This is a genomic window from Paenibacillus sp. CH40 (genome assembly GCF_024213605.1).
GTDB lineage: Bacteria > Bacillota > Bacilli > Paenibacillales > Paenibacillaceae > Paenibacillus > Paenibacillus polymyxa_B.
Genome location: NZ_JANAVQ010000001.1, coordinates 1,359,139 through 1,377,635, shown reverse-complemented (window position 1 = coordinate 1,377,635; position 18,497 = coordinate 1,359,139). Strand labels below are relative to the sequence as shown.

The window sequence follows — 18,497 nt, the reverse complement described above, 5'->3', positions numbered from 1 at the left end:
AAGATGTGAATCTATTATTTAAGGATAGCCGTTTTATCCGTTTCTTCGCATCTCGTACTTCTGCCAATATCGCGGACAGCATTTATTCTATTGTCCTGCTGTATTTTGTTCAGCAATCGACACAGTCGGTGGCGATAACCAGCTTCACGTATACGGCCGTATCTGCGGCGTCGATTTTCAGCTTTCTCGTGGGGCCTTTGGTGGACCGTTATTCACCGCCTTTGTTAGCCAGCATCTCCTTGTTTACGCAGGCTGTGTTAATTTTGGCCGTCCCGTTTCTCATTCAGGATAGGATGGTCAATCTGGTCGCTATTCTTGTTATTGTATTCATTGCATCCTGCTTCTCCACCCTGTTTTATCCGGCCAACAGTAAAATGCTGCCGCAACTGGTAGACTCGCCGGATTCGATTGTCCGGGCGAATTCCATGATTTCATCGACGGATCAGGTTATTAACATTGCCGGATATCTAGCTGGAGCCTCGCTCATCATCGCAATGGGGATGAAAAATACGTTTTTTCTAGCCGGTGCAATGCTGTTTCTGGCAGGCTTTGTATATGTCAGGCTCAGCAAGCAAATCGATGCTCCTCCGGTGGAAGACACGGGCAGGAGTTCACTAAAGCTCGGGTACTATCTGAAACAATTGAAAGAAGGGTATCTTTTTGTAAAACGGCACACCTTCCTGAGAATTATGCTTCCGTTCTTTGCGCTGACAAACTTTTCGATGGCGATTTTGATCATCGCTTTACCTTCCATCGCTGTATCCTATGGCTCGCCGATCTATTACAGTCTGCTGTATGTAGCCTACTTTATCGGTATTTTCATCGGTTCCTTTCTGGTCAGTGTATTGAAAAAGAACGGCATTACCATCGCGGTTTCCTGGGTAGCCATGGGACTGGCAATCTATGTCTTTTCCCTTGTGCCCGAGATGTGGATGAAGCTGCTGGCAGCTCTGTTATTAGGTATTTTTACCGGCATCATCAATGTGCTCCAAACGTCGTTGATTCAAATTATTACACCGCTGCCTATACTGGGCCGTGTTACAGCCTTTTTAAACACCTTGTCGAATGCGGCTCTGCCATTAGGGGCCTTGATTGGAGGAGCGCTAGCTTTACGGTTTTCTCTGAGTGAGGTTCTTTTTTTCAGTGGACTGATTACTGTACTATGCGGATTGATTATGTTTCTGTTTAAGGATATCCGCCAGTATCAGATTCCTTCTGGAGAGATTGGAAGAGTTGCCCCTTCCCACAATTCATAAGCCATGCATGTCAGTGCCAGGTTCTCATCATAGAACCTGGCATTTTTAATCTGTCTGGCCTCGCCATGATAAGGTTGACCATTTTGGTGCTGATGTTGGAGTGCCGTTTATGTTTCAAAGGTAAAACTATCGTTACATTTGGACACCAAAGGAGTGGATAACATATCGAATCTGTTAAGTGTGGAAGAGTATACGGGGTCAGGCGTTTGCTTAACTGAAGCGGGAAGTAGTAATTGAAGGTGATGTCAACGACTTGGCCAAATTGAAGGAAGCCATGGTAGGACAAGATGTGGTTTATGCAAATTTGGGAGGTTCTGATATCGTTCGGAAAACGCAAAACATCATCGCGGCTATGGATGAAATGCAAGTGAAAAGAGCAATTTTTATCAATATTTAGGGATCTATGGCGAAGTTCCTGGCGAGTTTGGAAAATGCAATCATTGCTACCAAATTCGGCGTTAGCTTTGAACATGGACAGAGTGGAGCATTGCTCACGGACAGCAGACCAGAGACGATCCGAAAGGCGGTAGAAGGTTCCCTTAAACGTTTGAATACCGATCATATTGATTTGTATTATCAGCAACGAGTGGATAAAAAGATTCCTGTAGAAGAAGTTGCAGGCGTAATGGGGGAGCTCATAAAGGAAGGTAAAATTAACACACTGGCGGATGCTGATGAAATTAGACGAGCTCATGCTGTATGCCCGGTAACAGCCATTCAAAGCAGATATTCAATGATAAGCCGGCAGAAAGAAGTGGAGACATTCCCAACAGTGGAAGAACTGGAAATTGGATTTGTGGCTTTCAGCCCGCTTGCTAATGGTTACTTGTCTGGACAATATGATAAAAACTCTCAGTTTGAAAGTAGTGAGGAAAAAGGACTGGACTATAGAAGTTTCTTACCTCAATTCAAACCGGAAAATATGGATGCCAACCAAGCCCTTATTGATTTGATTAACCGTTTTGCAGCAGAAAGAGAAGCTACCGCGGCTCAAATCTCTCTTGCTTGGGTGTTGGCTCAAAAGCCTTACATCGTGCCAATTCCAGGTACCCGAAAACCGGAACGTCTAATTGAAAATACACGTTCTGCAGAGGTGATTCTTTCTGTAGAAGCCAAATTAACAATGCATTATCTGAGTTCACAATTGTTGGTGAATATCTGGGCAGCCGAGCTAAATAACTAAAACATTATTTCGATATAGTTAGGAGATATGCATTAATGAAAGCAAATATCATGTACGCAGTTGGTGATGTTCGGGTTGAAGAAATTCCTGTTCCAAAAATGCTGAAACCTACAGATGCCATCTTGAAAGTGGTTGTAGCCTGCATATGTGGAAGCGACCTGCATCCTTATCACAACATGCATGCACACGAGCATGGCGAAGGCGAAGCCATGGGTCATGAAGTGATCGGACGAATTGAAGAGATAGGTTCAGAAGTTGCAGGATTTAAGAAAGGCGATTTGGTTATTGTTCCGTTTGCTGTGGGAGATAACACATGTCCCACGAGCTTTTAAATCTGCATTTTTATCTGGCCTTCCCAGCGTGCTTATCCAGTAATAGTACGTGCTGCGTGGGATCTGAGCCAGTTGAAGCAGTGTAGTAACGGGGAAGTCCAGCCTTAGTTCAAATACTACTTGCGCTTTGTCTTGTTTCGTGATTTTTCCTTGCTTTGAACTAAGGCATTCTCCATTCGCAGACGTTCTACCTCTGCTTGTAACGCTTCGACAGAGCCTTCAACTGGACCTGGCTTCTTTTCTTTTTTCATTGATGGACGCCCCTTCTTTTTGGGTTTTAGAGCGTCTATTCCATCCACTTCGAGTTGGTTCTTCCAACTTAAAAGCATGGAGTGTGTTGGAAGGTTGAATATAGCAGTCGTTTCGCGGATAGACGTCTCATGTTCGCCTTTTTACAGCAAGTATTTTTTGTTGTGCTGTCAATTTGGCCATTAAAAAAACTGCACCTCCAGCTGTTAGTTATGTCTAACAATTGGGGTGCAGTTCATTACGGGCGGTTATATTTTTGGCTGAAAATCAATATTGAGAATTAACATTGCCTAAAATTAAAAAACTTTATTCTGCAGGTGCGTCAAAAAAAACAGTTATAGAATGAATCGAACCATTTTCAACAATCATAAATTCCTGCCCGGTGAAAGTTTGGGGCTTGTCCGTCGATCCGTAATACCAACTAATCCTTACATGGCCATGGTGTTCATCTAAAGACCCAGGAATAATAGTGAAAACAAACCCCGGAAACTTACCTTGTACTTCATCTATCAAAGTCATAAGTGCATCGCGACCAACGAATACATTTGCATAGGAAGGGTCATACACATGGCAGTTTTCTGAGTAAATCTCATCGATTGCGATTCTTCTTCTTTCGTGATCTGTTTCACTCCAGATTTTGAAGTGTTTTTGCATTAGCTCATTCATTGTACTCATTTTTCAGTCCTCCAGCGCTACGCAACCAGTTTATCTGGTCGGCTTTCGTTTTTTATTTGACTTCACATAATAAGAATCGACGATCTTCCGAAAAACTTTTTTTTCAGTGGCCTCCCGCAAAGATCGGCTGCCTTTAACGTATTTGATTAGATCGTGAGAACAAGCCTTACAGGTTGAGGTCACTCATCGAACCTTCGGGATAACGCAAGCCAAAGGCTGCTCCTCGCGGAGCCACTTCGTCGATGCGCGCCAAGTCTGCTGCTGTCAACTCGACTGCAAGCGAGCCTACGTTCTCCTCCAAGTACTTGATTCGCTTTGTACCAGGGATTGGCACGATATCGTCTCCCTGCGCCAGCAACCAGGCAAGTGCCAGCTGTGACGGCTCACAGCCCTTATCGGCGGCCACCTCGGAGACCCGCTCGACGAGATCCAGATTGCGCTGGAAGTTTTCCCCTTGGAAGCGGGGGGAGAATCGGCGGTAATCATCCTCCGCCAGGTCCTCGAACTTGCGAATCTGTCCGGTCAGAAATCCGCGACCGAGCGGGCTGTACGGCACGAAGCCGATGCCGAGCTCCCGACATACAGCCAAGATGCCGTCCTCGACATCGCGGCTCCACAGCGAATACTCCGTCTGCACCGCGGCGATCGGATGCACGCCTGCTGCACGGCGAATGGTAGCTGGAGCCGCCTCTGACATGCCAAGGTATTGCACCTTGCCTTCGCGTACCAACTCGGCCATTGCGCCGACCGTCTCTTCGATCGGCGTTTTCTCATCAACTCTGTGTAGATAGTACAGATCAATATAGTCGATGCCGAGACGACGCAGGCTTGCTTCGCAGGCGGCCTTGACATATTCTGGACGGCCGTTGATACCTAGGAACTTACCGTCCTCGCTGCGCACGTTGCCAAACTTGGTCGCCACTACTACCTTGTCGCGTCGTCCCTTGAGCGCTTTGCCGACCAATTCTTCATTTTTGCCGACGCCATACATATCCGCCGTATCCAGCAGATTAATGCCCAACTCCAATGCGCGGTCGATCGTGCGCAGGGACTCCTCGTCGTCCCTTCCGCTATAAAAGTCGGACATGCCCATGCAGCCGAGTCCGAGCGCTGACACTTCAAGGCCACTTTTGCCTAATGTTCTTCTTTTCATATTCGGTTTCGCCTCTCTTTTCGGGTAAATTTGATTTTCGCCTTTATTATGCGACAATGGGCGCCCTACTAGGTAGTCGGTTTGTACCAAGTTATTGCCGAATCCTCCAACCGAACAGACGGCCCCCTCGATCGGTGCTATAATGAACTTACCAAAGTGGATAAGGAATGGATGGGAAAAAATGCCGCACGACGATCAAGACAGACATTCGTTAGATTGTGAAAATAAGTCAGTTGACCAGCTCGCCGAGCTTGCCGGGTTGATCAAGCGTCATACGAGCAGAGACGGGATGTTCGGAACGTCCGTGTCATCGCTGCATCTGATTCGCAGCTCAAAGACCACACTGCCGGTCAATACGGTTTATGAGCCAGCAATCGTCATCGTCGCCCAAGGCATGAAGGTCGTTATGCTGGGAGGAGACAGCTTTACTTATGGCCCCTCCTCGCATTTTGTCGTATCGGTCGATCTACCGGTCACCTCACGGCTTATTCAGGCTTCCCCTGAAGCGCCTTATTTTTGCATGCGGCTTGGACTGGATCCCGCTCTGGTGCTAGAAGTGATGAAAGGCGCAGAGGCGGAAGACGGCAGGGAGGCCAAGCGAGGCGCTTTCGTCGACCGGACGAGTCCCGAGCTTTTGGACGCGGCGATTCGGCTCGTCCGGCTGCTGGATACGCCTGGAGACATTCCTTATCTGGCGCCGCTGGTCGTCCGCGAAATCTATTACCGGATAATGAGGGGAAGCCAAGGTGGAGCCTTTAAGCAGTTTGCCCTCGCCGGCAGCGGCACTAGCCGGATTGCCAGAGTCATCGCCCGCATCAAGCAGGATTATGCCCAGCCGCTTCATATAGACGAGCTCGCAAGAATGGCCCATATGGGTCCCTCGTCGCTACATCGTCACTTCAAGGAAGTGACTGCGCTGAGCCCGCTGCAGTACCTGAAACGGATTCGTCTTCAAGAGGCGCGCCGTCTGCTGTTGGCCGAATCCCTCGATGCCGCCGATGCCGCTTCCCGCGTCGGCTACGAGAGCCCCTCGCATTTCAGCCGCGAATACGCAAAGCTTTTCGGACTCCCGCCGATCAGTGACATTAGAAGGCTGCGAGAAGAGACGGTACAGAAGATCGATTGAGGAATTGTCGTCACACGGATCTTCGGATATGTATACTTTAATATATAAAAGCTCCCAGGGGGAGGTGCCTGCAGCAATGCTTCGAGATACTTTCACACTGCTTTTCTGTTTCTATTTTTATTCCAGTTAAGTACGTCACTTATTTATTACTAAGTTGTTCCGACAAATCGACTAGAAGTCCTTCATTTCCACGAATGTAGCAGAGCCGTAGCCGTTTCTGATGATCCTATGCTGCCGATTGACTTTGTTCAAGAATTTAAAAGCATTTATAATAGTATTCATTAACCACCTGGGAGCATCGTATTTTACTAAAGTAGAGGGGCCGGATGTATGTTTTTTTAACTTATATTTTTCCGATAAAAAATGTGTTATTTAGTGTATGACACAAATGTAGATTGACACAAAAGCACCCTTTTACTTGGATATTGACACAAATATCCCCTTGTATTTAGTGGTAAACGGAGACAGTGACACAAAACTCCCTTTATAGTCTGCGGCTTGACACAATATCAACTCAATAAATAGCAAATGGATTGGTATTGTACCTTTATTAAAGGATAATAATCAAATAAGCGATATTATCCCCTTTGCAGTCAACAAGTGTAGTTTTTTCCTTAATAAGAGGGAGTTATAGAAGACAAGAACTTGGTCCCATTGCCGAAAATGGATAAATATTTCATTTCCGATTAAAACTTAGGAAATAGCAATATCTATGCACGAGGATGGAGCATTATGACTGTACTGCTCCTCGAAACGTAATTCATCCAAGGATGGATGCATGCCTAGCTCTTTCGAAACTAATGAAACAAGAAAATAAGAATATTCGTAAGATGATTAATATTTATAAAGAGATTTTTGAATAGCAATTCAGTTGAAACTATCAATTTTGTAGCTATGGCATTACTCTTGGATAGTAATAAAGAGTTGTCCCTGTCTGTAATGGATAATATGAGTTAGTGCGGTCCCATAACCATTCGGCAGAGAAAGCATCTAGTATAAAGTTTAGAAAGCCCTTGAACCACAACACATATTGGAGGACAAAAACAAAACCTTTGAAGGGTCTAGTTCTTGTCCTTTGCTCAAATGAATTTGTCCCCCTATTGTTTAAATAATGATCAGCTTCTATTAACAAACCTTTCTAAATAATGCTCCTAATTGATACTGTTGCTTCTTATCAAAGTGAATAAGCGTAGATGAGCCACTAAACCGAGTGGCATACCCAAGAGGATTTTTTGTAACAACTAAGCTTTGGGTTCAAGAAGAATGTTCTTCAAACCTAACAACAATCCTTATGTCAGATTGGCTGACAATAAACCTCTCTACATAAATCAACTGTGCTCCGCTGTGATGAAAGAGCTAGCTGATTGGATATCTCAAAAATGAGACCTCATTCATATAGAGTGGGGCATTTTTTCTAATAAAATTGAGAGTAACAGAATTTCTTGCTCGTCCATCCACACGGTGAAAAAAGCCATCTATTATAGATGGTTTTTGTTTTGGTTTCAGCACTGGCTTCATCTCTAGGGTGAAAATTCATAATTTAATGTAAGGAAGGCTGACGATATTACTCGACAGCCTTCAGCGGTATATAGAGGCTTTATTCTAGCTTCATTCTATTAAAACTATAGGAAACCCTCTAGATTGGATGAGATTTTTTGAGATACCGAGATTAAAAGCTTTTGTGTTTGGGTTTGCAATGATCGTAGCGCTGATCGGTCTGGTGATCTCGTTCTTTATCCGCCGAGTGATTGTAAGATAAGCTTCAGCGGTAACTTCACCGCATTAATCATTTTTATTCAATCGGAGGAAAGTAGCCTGGGCACTAGGAGATTTAATTCAGGCGGAAAAAGATAAACATTGGGGACTGTCGGAGGCGGGCGTGGGAACCATTCGACGCACGCATTCCGTTAAGCCGCTTACGACGGCCATCGAGAGCGATTCGTTGTGGTGAAGATGTCCGGAAGACGAACTACTGCCTACGTTAGAAAAACTCAGCATTGGCATCGTGGTACAGCCCATTGGGAAAGGGTTATCTGAGCGGAACTTAGCGGCTTTTTTTGTTTTGAGGAACCAAGTTTTTCCGAGTTGAGGACAAGAACTTGGTTCCTTTTCCGAAATAAGAAAGCGGTATAGGAAGCATTGAAAAAAAATTGTAATTTTGTGCTTGCTGAATGCAGGCACCCTTTATGATTTTACCGCGCTTTTCTTTGTGACGCATAAACATAAACAGCTTCCATGCGCTTTTTTTCGTTTACCATATAGACCGTAAAAGGCAACCATATTAACTGTGAAATCGGTTGTATGATTTCCTTGCTCATTCGCACGGATTGCGTAGAAGAAGTTTGGACAAAGACTTAAATAAAAATGTTTTCTTTGGATTCAAAATTTCGGTAATAAGCTTGTTTGGAAACTTCATCAGATTAAGGTTTTTCGCCGTATTCCTTACCAAATTCCTCCATCTTCTCAAGGATCGGTAGTAATTTGATTCCCTTGCCTGTTAATGAATACTCTACTCGCGGAGGAACTTCCGGATAAACATTACGTTTAATAACTCCATCGTTCTCCAACTCTTTAAGCTGCTTTGTGAGAGAGCCTTGTGATAAACCTCCAAGAAATTTTTTTATATCCGTATAACGGCGTGTTTCTCCTTTTAAATACCATAATATAAAATATTTCCAACGTCCTGAAAGAACATTTTGGGTAAATGCTATCGCGTACATATCCCTTTTTTCATCCATAAATTCTTTATCAAATCCTTCATTACAGACCCTCATTGATATCACTCCTAATCTTAAGGTACAAAAAGTTGTACTATGTTCATTTATATTGCCCTCTTTGCAAATGAACATAATGACTTTATGATTGTGTCAACAAACCAAAACAATTAATTTTAATTAACCTAAAATGCGAAAGGATAATGTTCTTGTTTTCGTTTTATAGTTTAATAGGGTAACTAAGATTGCGTTTTTATATTTAGTAAGCTAAATAAATATAACACAGAAAGGAGTTACTGATAAGTGAATACAGGAAATAGACTACAGCTTTCGATTTTAGACTTCGTTCATGTCTATAACGGAAGTGATGCTAAGAAAAGTCTCCAAAACATTAGGACTTCTGCAGCTGATGGCTGGACCATGTGGGCATTGCTAAGGTCCAGAGAATTATTGGGGTAAATGATTTTCCAGAGCAATTAGATAACCTGCTTTCCTTTTTTGACTGTAACTTTAAAGAACCTCATGAAAGGGAGATCATTCAACAATGGAAGAAAGAAAGTTAAAAATAGGAGGGATTATTGATGGCGTTGGTTGGAATTACACGGGATGGAGACACCCCGCTATTCCAGCAGATGCCAGTGAAAATATTGATTACTACGTTCAAAAAGCCAGGCAACTTGAACAAGGAAGGTTCGACCTCATCTTTTTAGCAGACGTAAGTCATATTGGACCTGGCATGATACCACACTATCTAAGCATGTTTGAGGGCGTATCTATTTTGTCTGCATTGAGTATGGTGACTCATTCCATTGGCTTGACCGCAACAATAGCTACTTCATATGCTGATCCATTTACTGTTGCTAGACAAATAGCCTCACTCGACAAGATTAGCAAGGGTCGAGCAGGATGGAATGCGATCACCTCTAATCCGGGAGGGTTAGCCAATTACAGTCGGTCCCATTTAAGGAAAGCAGATCTTTATCCCATGAAAAAGGAGTTTTTAGAGATTGTTGAAGGTCTCTGGGATTCGTACGAAGACGATGCCTTTATACGTGACAAGAAAAGCGGAGTATTCTATGACCCTGGTAAGATGCATCCGCTGCATTATACCGGGAATTACTTTTCAGTGGAGGGACCATTAAATATCAGTCGATCCCGGCAAGGCAGACCGGTCGTCTTTCAAGCCGGAACTTCCATGGAATTCATGGATATTGCTGCACAGCATGCTGAGATCATCATGGCGCCTGGAGATGATTTTGGGTATCTCAAGGCATTTACTGCTGAACTTAAACGTAAAGTGCAAAATCAAGGGCGTTCACCAAACGACCTACTGATGATGCCTTCTCATAATCCCATCGTTGGTGAAACGGAAAAAGAAGCCTTAGACAAGCTAAGGGAAATCGAATCATGGATGCCTAAAGGTTATCGAGTGCCGAAACCTCAATGGATGGGATCGGCGGAGCAGGTTGCCGAGAAAATAGAACATTGGTATCGAGAGGGCGTTATGGATATCTTGCTCATAAGACAGGATCATCCAGCCGGATTTGAAGATTTTATCCGAGTGGTAGTTCCCATCTTGCAAGATAAAGGCATCTTCCGCAAGGAATATGAGGACGACACACTTCGAGGGAATTTGGGTCTACCTTACCCTGAAAACAGGTATACGAAGCAATAATTAAAAAATTTTTTTTAAAAAGAGGAGAAATCAATCATGAAAAACCGAATTACAGAACTACTGGGAATAGAGTATCCTATTATTTCAGCTGCTATGACATGGGTCACTTCCGCGGAATTTGTTGCAGCAGTTTCCAATGCAGGTGGAATGGGTGTGTTGGGGCCAAATGCTGGTCAAACGGAAAAAGCAACAAGTGCAGAGGATATGGCAGATCGACTAACGAAGGAAATTCGCAAGGTAAAAGCATTAACGAATAAACCATTTGCAGTAAACTACATTTTCCCAATGGGAGGGGCTACAGAAGACCCCTTTACTAATGCAGTTTTTGATGTATTGGTTAAAGAAAATGTCAAAAACGTTATTGCCATTGGACAACATGTGGTCGATCGTGAACTGAAACGACTTAAAAAACATGACATTAAGGTCGTTTACAGAGACTTAAGTCCGACTGTAGAAAAGCTTCTAGAAGCTGAGAAAACAGGAGTGGATGCCCTTATCGTTACAGGTTATGAGGCTGGTGGTCATATGAGTGATTATAAAATTAGTACGCTTTCCCTTGTTCCACAAATCACTTCACTTGTAAAAATCCCTGTTATTGCTGCTGGAGGAATTATAGATGGTCGGGGAGCGAAAGCAGCACTATCTATGGGTGCAGAAGGTGTATATATGGGAACAAGGTTTATAGTGACCAAAGAAAATCCAGCTAGTATGGAAACAAAGAAAGCCATCATTAAGGTAAAAAGTGAAGAGTTTATTGAATTTAAATCAGGTACAGGACATTTGAGAACCATTCCTACAGAAGCGGGCAAAAAAGCGTTAGAACTCATTAATCAAGGAAAGCCTGCAGAAGCATACAAATATTATGGAGAAGGGTTCAAAATAGGAATGTTAGATGGCGATCTGGTTAATGGGACCGTTAGTGTATCCGAATCAGCTGGTGGTATTCAGCAAATTCTAACGTGTCAAGAAGTGATTGATGAAATTGTTAAAACCATCGGATGAAGATCTCAAAAATTTTTTTCCTACAGTTTGCCACTGATCAAATTCGGATAAATTTAATTCAATCAGGACCTATACAAACAAACATTGTGACTAAAGCTCTAAGTGAAAAGGCAATTGAAGAACGGGCACAACAATTTCCCATCAAAAGATTAGGTCAGTCTCAAGAGGTAGCGAACCTTGCTTTGTTTCTTGCGAGTGATGAAGCCTCTTATATTACGGGTGCTCATCATGAATTGATGGAGGATTGTCTGTAATGTAACGCAATTTTGTATTGAGTTAGTATATGAGGCCACCTATAACTAAGACCTCATTGCTATTTTTGCTAACACTTTTATTTATGATAATAACATTGAAGGAGATATTCATATGAATAATACCCTTAAATTACTTCATAATCATACGTCCATTCGTTCTTATACAAATCAATCACTGACACAAGAACAACGAGAAGAAATCTTTAAGGCAGCTAATCAAACATCATCATTCAGTCTTTTGCAGGCCGTTTCTATTATTAGAATTACAGATCCAGATCTTCGAAGAAAGGTGATGCAACTTTCGGTTAATCAACCTTATATTGAAGAAGCCGCAGAGTTCTGGATTTTTTGTTCAGATTTCCACCGGAATCATCAAATCGCCCCTGAAGTTGACCTTGAATATATAGAATTTCTTTTAATCGGTTCATTTGATGCCGGGCTTATGGCGCAAAATGCTTTAACCGCAGCAGAATCTATTGGACTTGGTGGCGTTTTTATTGGTGGTGTGAGAAGTAACATTAATGAATTATCTGAAATTTTGAATTTACCGAAGTATGTGATTCCTTTGGTGGGACTATGTATTGGTAGTCCATCTGGAAATAAACCTGAACTCAAGCCAAGGTTGCCTAAATCCATGGTTTTACATGAAAACCAGTATCAAACACTCGATAAACTGAAATTAGCAACTTATGATAAGACCATGTTGAAGTATTATGAAAATCGACCTGTAAAGGCCCCTTTCTCAGCGAAAAAAGTAAAAGGATGGAGTGACCACATCCATGATCATCTGCAAAGAAGTATTCAGCCACAAATGATGGACTATCTCCACAAACAGGGATATGCCAAAAAATGAAGCAGGGAAGAAACTTTTTTGACTAGAAGGAAGTTCATCATAAATTAATTTGACACATCAAATTCGTCGTGATATAGTTAGCCCGCTAAATAACATTCGAGTCGAGGGATGATGAATTAATGACAGATCAAGTGGATTGTGATATTCGTCAATCGTTAGATCGAATCTCCTTCCAAATGCGTCGAAATTATAGTGAATCTCTCAGGGAACTTAACCTTTATGTAGGGCAAGATAATTTGCTGTATCGTCTGTGGTTGGGTGATGGGGTAACACAAATGCAACTATGTGAACACTTAAAATGCGAACCGCCTACGGTAACGAACATGGTTAAATCATTGGAGCAGAACGGATTTATATATCGTAAACGTGATGAACAAGATGCAAGGATAATGCGCATTTTCCTAACGGACAAAGGCAAAGAATTAGAGACACCGGTTGAGATCAAATGGAGACAACAGCAGGAAAAACTACTTCAATCCATTTCTACGGAAGATCGGCTGATATTAAGACAATTAATGCAACAAATGGAGAATAATCTATCATGAGTTCTCCATCTTTTTTAATATATTTAGCAAGCTAAACATTACTGATTTAATAACACAACGAGAAAGGGTACATTATTATTGGCTGCATCCCTATGTGTAATCATCCGAAGAAGGGGTAGTACCAGCGTCGCTGTCACAAGGGCAAAGTAGATGGATTAATATGTTAAATATAAGTGCTGGGAATTTCGCTATGATTGGAGAAATACCAGCGTCTCAAACGTATGGAATAAACCTACATTTATCTTGTTGGGTTGTTTACGTAATGGGCAAAGACAGAGCTAGGCTGCCGACATTGATCGGCAGCCTAGTCTTAGTTTGAGATTGAACTATCGTTTCCCGTTAGCGCAAATACATTACATTAATTCACCGTCTTAATCTCCAGGCCGTGACCGTGACATTTAAAGTTATAGTTAGGGTTTTTCATAACCTCTTCTTTCTGAAGTTCATACATGGCAATTTTATAGTTTATTTCTTCCATGTGTTTAAAACTTTCGTCAATTTTCTTCTGAAGTTCCAATTTATGCTGTATCAACATCTCCTCTCTTTGTAAAAAGGTGCTATTCCCCAATTCATAAAGTTCCTTGTAATCCTTGATTTTTGAAAGAGGCATTCCTGTCTCTTTGAGACAACGAATAAAAGAAATCCAATCTATTTGTTGTTGGTTATAAACTCTACGGCCTTTTTCGTCACGAGATATATTTGGTAATATCCCCTGCTCTTCATAAAACCTAAGTGTTTTTGCAGATACATTTAAATTCTCCACTACGTATGTCATTGAATACAACATCTACTTGTCCCACCTTTAGTTACAGTTACTGTAACTAAATATATATCATAAAGAGAATGAAAGCACAACAATTCTATATGTAATCATATAAAAATAAATCCTTGACCTACTGTTACGGTAACCAATTACACTGAAACAGAAAATAAAATATGATAGCGAGGTTAAAGAAATGAATCAAAAATATAGTAGGTTATTTGAATCCTTCACATTCAGAAGTGGAATAACAATGAAGAATAGAATTGTTATGGCACCTATGACAACCTGGTCAAGCAATGACGATCTTACCATTTCGGATGACGAAGTAAAGTATTACAAACAAAGAGTGAATGGAGTAGGACTCGTCATTACAGGGTGTACTCATGTTACACCGAATGGACAGGGTTTTACGAATGAATTCGCCGGGTACAATGATGAATTTACTCCAAGTTTACGAAAATTAGCTGAGGCAGCGAAAAGTGGAGGCGCTCCTGCGATCCTACAGATTTTCCATGCTGGCAATAAAGCCGTGCCTGGATTGGATGCAGTTAGTGCGAGTGCATTGCAACCCGAAGTTACTAATTTAGGTTCAACTTCAGAAACAAGAGAACTATCACATGAGGAGATCTTGTCGATTGTACGTGCTTTTGGAGACACAACAAGACGAGCAATTGAAGCCGGATTTGATGGCGTCGAAATTCATGGGGCTCATGGATTTTTAATTCAGAATTTTTGGTCGCCAGCGACAAATCAACGGACGGACCAATGGGGAGGATCACTTGAAAATCGCTTGCGTTTTCCGTTGGCAATTATTGAGGAAATCAAAAATGTCACTGAAAAACATGCTACAAAACCATTCATTATAGGATTCCGACTTTCTCCTGAAGAATCCTCCAAAGTGGGCGGATTACGTATGAAAGACACGTATGAATTAATTGATTTCCTTGTTGGACAGGATTTAGATTATATACATGCTTCATTGGATAATGTGTCTTCAAAGCCAGTAGATAGTCAAGATGAAAAAACACGACTTGAATTAATTCTTGAAAGAGCAAACGGTAAGGTACCTGTGATGGCTGCTGGTTCCATAATAACACCGGATGATGCTCTTAAAGCTATGGAATTAGGTTTGCCGCTAGTCGCCATTGGGCATGCGTTAATTATGGATCCTAACTGGGTTGAAAAGGTCGCAAATGGACGTGAATCCGAGGTAGATTCTGAATTGATCGTTTCGAAACTCGACCAGCTTAATATTCCAGAAAAACTTTGGAATGTATTTCAAGCAATGCCAGGTTGGTTTAATATTAGTAAATAAAGAGTAGTTCTAAAGGCTACTCAGATTGACGAGAAACCCAAGTCTTTTATGAGACTTCGGGTTTCTTTTGCTGATTCTAAGGTGCTCCGTCCATCCGTAGTTCGGTAGGGCAATTCTTGCTGTTGCGGACACACATACCGCGTATATTTCGATCTTGAAGGGGTACCGCCAGCAAAACGCAGATTTACAACGCTAAGGAATTCTGAGTACAAAAATAGCCGGTTTTCACACGTTAAGGGTATAACCGGCTTTTATGCTATCCTTGGTTCAGCGGACGTAATGATTCTAAGATACTAGGCGTTGCATCAGCCATTTTTGTTAAGCCTATATTGGTACCCATAGCCATGAGCGATGCCAGAACAATCGGTTTTTCTTCGGATTTAGGTTGACGATTGGTTGAAGCATGAATGAATTGCTCGTCAAACTTAGTCCAACTTGCTACTTCTAAAAGTAGGTCTGGTAGCTTTACCCGTGGCAACATGCCGTAGAGAGCAGCGCTATATTGTTTCGCCTCTTCTGGAACATCTTTTTCAAGCCGATTAAAAATGTAGTCTACCTTTTTCAACGTTTACTCCATCAAGCGCATCGATGTTGTCACCAATCCACTGTAATCGACGGAAGCTACCATACGTGCCAACAGAGGAAGAACTTAAGCGTTATTACGAAGTAGTCTGGAAGTCGAAAAATCTCCAGGACATGTTGATTGTCAAGACACTCATATCATTTTTCACAGAAAATATGTAAATGGATATTGCATTGATGTAAACCGGAAGAGCTCGAGAGAAGAACCGGTCTCTAAAAGGAGATTTTATTTTTTTTGAAGAAGAAATAATAGATGTGATTATCTATTTTACACTGCGGTGGCGGTCATTTTGACCGCCGTTTCTAATACAATAAAGAGCTACAGTTCGCATCAACTTAATCTGAAATAATTAAGTTTTAATTTTATAGAGTTGCCATACATGTTTGTGTCGCTTCGAAAAGTACATTGTGTAAGTTTGTAAAAAAATATAAAAAGCGAATAGGTGTGATTGAATCAGGTGGCACGAAATTCATATGCGGGGTAGGCAATGAAAAAAGTCAGAAAAAAAGCGCTTCAAAGATTATTGAAACGTTTCCAACTTCGTGCTATTATAATTCCCATAAGAGAGATGGGGGGGTTAAATGCCAAGTATTAGAGATGTAGCTAAGATAGCTGGTGTTGCTGTGGGAACGGTGTCCCGAGTTATTAATAACTCGGGCTCTGTAAAACCAGATACACGAAGGAAAGTGGAGAAAGCTATACAAGAACTGAATTATTTTCCTAATGAAGTCGCTCGAAATTTTAAAATGAGGAAATCCAAGATGGTAGCCTTGCTGCTTCCAAGTATCTGGCATCCTTTTTTTTCTGAACTAGCTTATTACATTGAGGATGAGTTGGATCGGGAAGGCTTTAAGCTCATGTTATGTAATAGCGGAGGCAAGCCAGAAAAGGAACTGTATTACCTGGATATGCTACGGCAAAACAAAGTGGCTGGTATTGTCGGCATTACTTACAATGATATAGAAAATAGCGTAAGCAATGACATTCCGATTCTAAGTATTGACAGACATTTCAACAAAAAAATCACTTGTGTAACCTCAGATAATTATGAGGGAGGCCGTCTAGCTTTGAGGGAACTTGTTAAAGCAGGGGCCCAGAAACCGGCTTTTATGGGAAGTGTAACTTCCGTTTTTAGTGAAACCATGAATCGAAGAAAAGGTTTCATTGATGAGGCGAAAAAATTAGGTGTAGACTATGTTGTATACGAGAAACCAGATCCTATTGTGGATGACGAAGCCTATTTTGGCGAATTTCTATCTAAGCATCAGGATGTGGACGGCATTTTCGCTATTACCGATATGTTTGCCGCCAAATATATAGAAAGAGCAGGTAGGCAGGGGATTCGTATTCCAGAGGATGTAAAGGTCATCGGTTACGACGGCATTCAGGATCATCGTTATTTTCATCCGATATTGTCTACAATCAGGCAACCAGTGGAGGAGATGGCACGTTTGACAATCAGACTACTGTATCAAAAGATCGATGGTATAACTTTAGATCAGCAAGTGTATCGTCTCCCCGTTATCTTCAGACAAGGCGAAACTACATGATTTTAATTGTAAAGATATTAGCTCGTAAAGTCGGATCACAGTCTGGATATGCAAACTTGACTTTTCTTTTAGAAAATTGGAAACGTTTCATTTTACAATCAGACTACTCTGTTAAAAGATCGAAGGAATAAGTTGAATCAGCAAATGTATCATCTCCCGTTATCTTAGGCAAGTTTTTTTACATTGGAAAAACTTCAGCTCATTCGGTGGATTTATGGTATGGATCACCGACTGATGTTTTTCTTATAATAAATTGGAAACGTTTCAAAAATGAAAATATCCTTTTACAAGAAAGGGAGTGTAATGGTGAATTCAAGAACTAGTGAGTTGGATCATTCCACGATCAAGCCAAATCGCAAAATATGGAACCAGGTCAAACGTGACTATGAACTGTATCTGTTTTTGCTGCCAATCATTATTATTTATCTCGTATTTAAGTACTATCCGATGTATGGAATACAAATTGCTTTTAAGGATTTTTCACCAAGTCGGGGGATCTGGGGAAGCGAGTGGGTAGGCTTTAAGCACTTTATTGATTTTTTCGATTCCTATAACTTCTGGACGATTATGACGAATACACTTACACTCAGTGTTCTATCGCTTGTGTTTAGCTTCCCTGCTCCGATTATTATAGCGATTATGTTGAATCAGATGTTGGCCAAAAGATACAAGAAAATTGTACAAACTGTAATTTACGCACCACACTTTATTTCTACCGTAGTGCTCGTCGGTATGCTTAATGTTTTTCTGTCTCCAAACAGCGGAATCGTGAATCACATCATCACCTTGTTCGGAGGAGACCCCATTATGTTTTTGGCCGACGAAGGTTGGTTCCGTCCTTTGTATATTTTATCAGGGGTTTGGCAAGAGACAGGTTTTGCTACCATCATTTACCTTGCTGCACTGGCAGGGGTCAATCCAGAATTGCATGAAGCCGCGATTATGGATGGAGCAAGCAAATGGAAGCGCGTAATGCATGTGGATATTCCAAGCATTTTGCCGACGATCGTCATCTTATTGATTCTCGCACTCGGTAACATTATGGGCATCGGTTTTGAAAAGGCTTTCCTTATGCAGAACGATTTGAATTATGCCACTTCCAATATCATTCCGACCTATGTTTATGAAATCGGGATTCAAAAGGCACAATACAGCTTTTCTACGGCAATTGGACTGTTTAATTCAGTGGTAAATATTATCCTGATAATCACCGTCAACCGGATCGCCAAGAAGTTGACTGAAACCAGCCTGTGGTAAGGGGGAGTTCAT

17 protein-coding genes and 2 pseudogenes are annotated in these 18,497 nt (G+C 41.7%); 13 read left to right on the top strand and 6 right to left on the bottom strand.

Annotated elements, in window-relative coordinates:
- The first annotated feature begins 5 nt into the window (after window positions 1-5).
- From NLX73_RS06110 to NLX73_RS06095, 4 genes are all read left to right on the top strand, one after another.
- The gene (locus tag NLX73_RS06110) at window positions 6-1,256 is read left to right on the top strand and encodes an MFS transporter (protein ID WP_254325628.1); all 1,251 of its coding nucleotides are present in this window, start codon (window positions 6-8) and stop codon (window positions 1,254-1,256) included.
- Between the two features lie 214 nt (window positions 1,257-1,470).
- A complete protein-coding gene (locus NLX73_RS06105; protein WP_302055317.1) occupies window positions 1,471-1,653 on the top strand; it encodes an NAD(P)H-binding protein in 183 nt (60 codons plus the stop codon).
- Window positions 1,654-1,680: 27 nt separating this feature from the next.
- Window positions 1,681-2,439, top strand: coding sequence for an aldo/keto reductase (locus NLX73_RS06100; RefSeq protein ID WP_254325626.1), 759 nt, complete (start codon window positions 1,681-1,683; stop codon window positions 2,437-2,439).
- Between the two features lie 35 nt (window positions 2,440-2,474).
- Window positions 2,475-2,771, top strand: a complete 297-nt coding sequence (locus NLX73_RS06095; RefSeq protein ID WP_367997082.1) for an alcohol dehydrogenase catalytic domain-containing protein — start codon at window positions 2,475-2,477, stop codon at window positions 2,769-2,771.
- Here NLX73_RS06095 and NLX73_RS06090 read toward each other — a convergent pair.
- The 3 genes and pseudogenes from NLX73_RS06090 to NLX73_RS06080 form a co-directional block, all read right to left on the bottom strand.
- A pseudogene (locus tag NLX73_RS06090) lies at window positions 2,766-3,157 on the bottom strand (helix-turn-helix domain-containing protein); the annotation flags it as partial. The gene NLX73_RS06095 and the pseudogene NLX73_RS06090 sit on opposite strands and share 6 nt — an antisense overlap.
- Before the next feature lie 169 nt (window positions 3,158-3,326).
- A complete protein-coding gene (locus NLX73_RS06085) occupies window positions 3,327-3,695 on the bottom strand; it encodes a nuclear transport factor 2 family protein (RefSeq protein WP_254325625.1) in 369 nt (122 codons plus the stop codon).
- A gap of 166 nt (window positions 3,696-3,861) precedes the next feature.
- Window positions 3,862-4,848: an aldo/keto reductase gene (locus NLX73_RS06080; RefSeq protein WP_254325624.1), complete on the bottom strand. Its 987-nt coding sequence runs from the start codon at window positions 4,846-4,848 to the stop codon at window positions 3,862-3,864.
- Between the two features lie 181 nt (window positions 4,849-5,029).
- Between NLX73_RS06080 and NLX73_RS06075 the strand changes: the two genes are divergently transcribed.
- Window positions 5,030-5,974, top strand: a complete 945-nt coding sequence (locus NLX73_RS06075; protein WP_254325623.1) for an AraC family transcriptional regulator — start codon at window positions 5,030-5,032, stop codon at window positions 5,972-5,974.
- A 2,420-nt stretch (window positions 5,975-8,394) separates the two neighbouring features.
- Here NLX73_RS06075 and NLX73_RS06070 read toward each other — a convergent pair.
- Window positions 8,395-8,748, bottom strand: coding sequence for a winged helix-turn-helix transcriptional regulator (locus tag NLX73_RS06070; protein WP_061828404.1), 354 nt, complete (start codon window positions 8,746-8,748; stop codon window positions 8,395-8,397).
- Window positions 8,749-9,232: 484 nt separating this feature from the next.
- Between NLX73_RS06070 and NLX73_RS06065 the strand changes: the two genes are divergently transcribed.
- The 5 genes from NLX73_RS06065 (at window position 9,233) to NLX73_RS06045 (ending at window position 13,017) form a co-directional block, all read left to right on the top strand.
- Window positions 9,233-10,363: an NtaA/DmoA family FMN-dependent monooxygenase gene (locus NLX73_RS06065; protein WP_254325622.1), complete on the top strand. Its 1,131-nt coding sequence runs from the start codon at window positions 9,233-9,235 to the stop codon at window positions 10,361-10,363.
- Window positions 10,364-10,399: 36 nt separating this feature from the next.
- On the top strand, window positions 10,400-11,365 hold the full coding sequence (locus NLX73_RS06060; RefSeq protein WP_254325621.1) for an NAD(P)H-dependent flavin oxidoreductase: 966 nt from the start codon (window positions 10,400-10,402) through the stop codon (window positions 11,363-11,365).
- Window positions 11,362-11,619 (top strand): SDR family oxidoreductase, encoded by a 258-nt coding sequence (locus NLX73_RS06055; protein WP_254325620.1) that lies wholly within the window; start codon window positions 11,362-11,364, stop codon window positions 11,617-11,619. Before NLX73_RS06060 ends, NLX73_RS06055 begins: the two co-directional genes overlap by 4 nt.
- A 112-nt stretch (window positions 11,620-11,731) precedes the next feature.
- Window positions 11,732-12,472 carry an oxygen-insensitive NADPH nitroreductase gene (gene nfsA, locus NLX73_RS06050; RefSeq protein WP_254325619.1) on the top strand — a complete coding sequence of 247 codons (741 nt, stop codon included), beginning with the start codon at window positions 11,732-11,734 and terminating at the stop codon, window positions 12,470-12,472.
- A gap of 119 nt (window positions 12,473-12,591) precedes the next feature.
- Window positions 12,592-13,017, top strand: coding sequence for a MarR family winged helix-turn-helix transcriptional regulator (locus NLX73_RS06045; RefSeq protein WP_254325618.1), 426 nt, complete (start codon window positions 12,592-12,594; stop codon window positions 13,015-13,017).
- A 358-nt stretch (window positions 13,018-13,375) separates the two neighbouring features.
- Here NLX73_RS06045 and NLX73_RS06040 read toward each other — a convergent pair whose 3' ends face one another.
- A complete protein-coding gene (locus tag NLX73_RS06040) occupies window positions 13,376-13,804 on the bottom strand; it encodes a MerR family transcriptional regulator (RefSeq protein ID WP_061828399.1) in 429 nt (142 codons plus the stop codon).
- 169 nt (window positions 13,805-13,973) lie between these two features.
- On the opposite strand from NLX73_RS06040, the gene NLX73_RS06035 reads away from it, so the two are divergent.
- A complete protein-coding gene (locus NLX73_RS06035; protein WP_254325617.1) occupies window positions 13,974-15,095 on the top strand; it encodes an NADH-dependent flavin oxidoreductase in 1,122 nt (373 codons plus the stop codon).
- A 289-nt stretch (window positions 15,096-15,384) separates the two neighbouring features.
- On the opposite strand, the pseudogene NLX73_RS06030 reads toward NLX73_RS06035, so the two are convergent.
- Window positions 15,385-15,712, bottom strand: a pseudogene (locus NLX73_RS06030) (Tn3 family transposase); the annotation flags it as partial.
- Window positions 15,713-16,259: 547 nt separating this feature from the next.
- On the opposite strand from NLX73_RS06030, the gene NLX73_RS06025 reads away from it, so the two are divergent.
- Both NLX73_RS06025 and NLX73_RS06020 read left to right on the top strand, forming a co-directional pair.
- The gene (locus tag NLX73_RS06025) at window positions 16,260-17,228 is read left to right on the top strand and encodes a LacI family DNA-binding transcriptional regulator (RefSeq protein ID WP_061828396.1); all 969 of its coding nucleotides are present in this window, start codon (window positions 16,260-16,262) and stop codon (window positions 17,226-17,228) included.
- 303 nt (window positions 17,229-17,531) lie between these two features.
- Window positions 17,532-18,485: an ABC transporter permease gene (locus tag NLX73_RS06020; protein WP_235309800.1), complete on the top strand. Its 954-nt coding sequence runs from the start codon at window positions 17,532-17,534 to the stop codon at window positions 18,483-18,485.
- Window positions 18,486-18,497 lie beyond the last annotated feature (12 nt).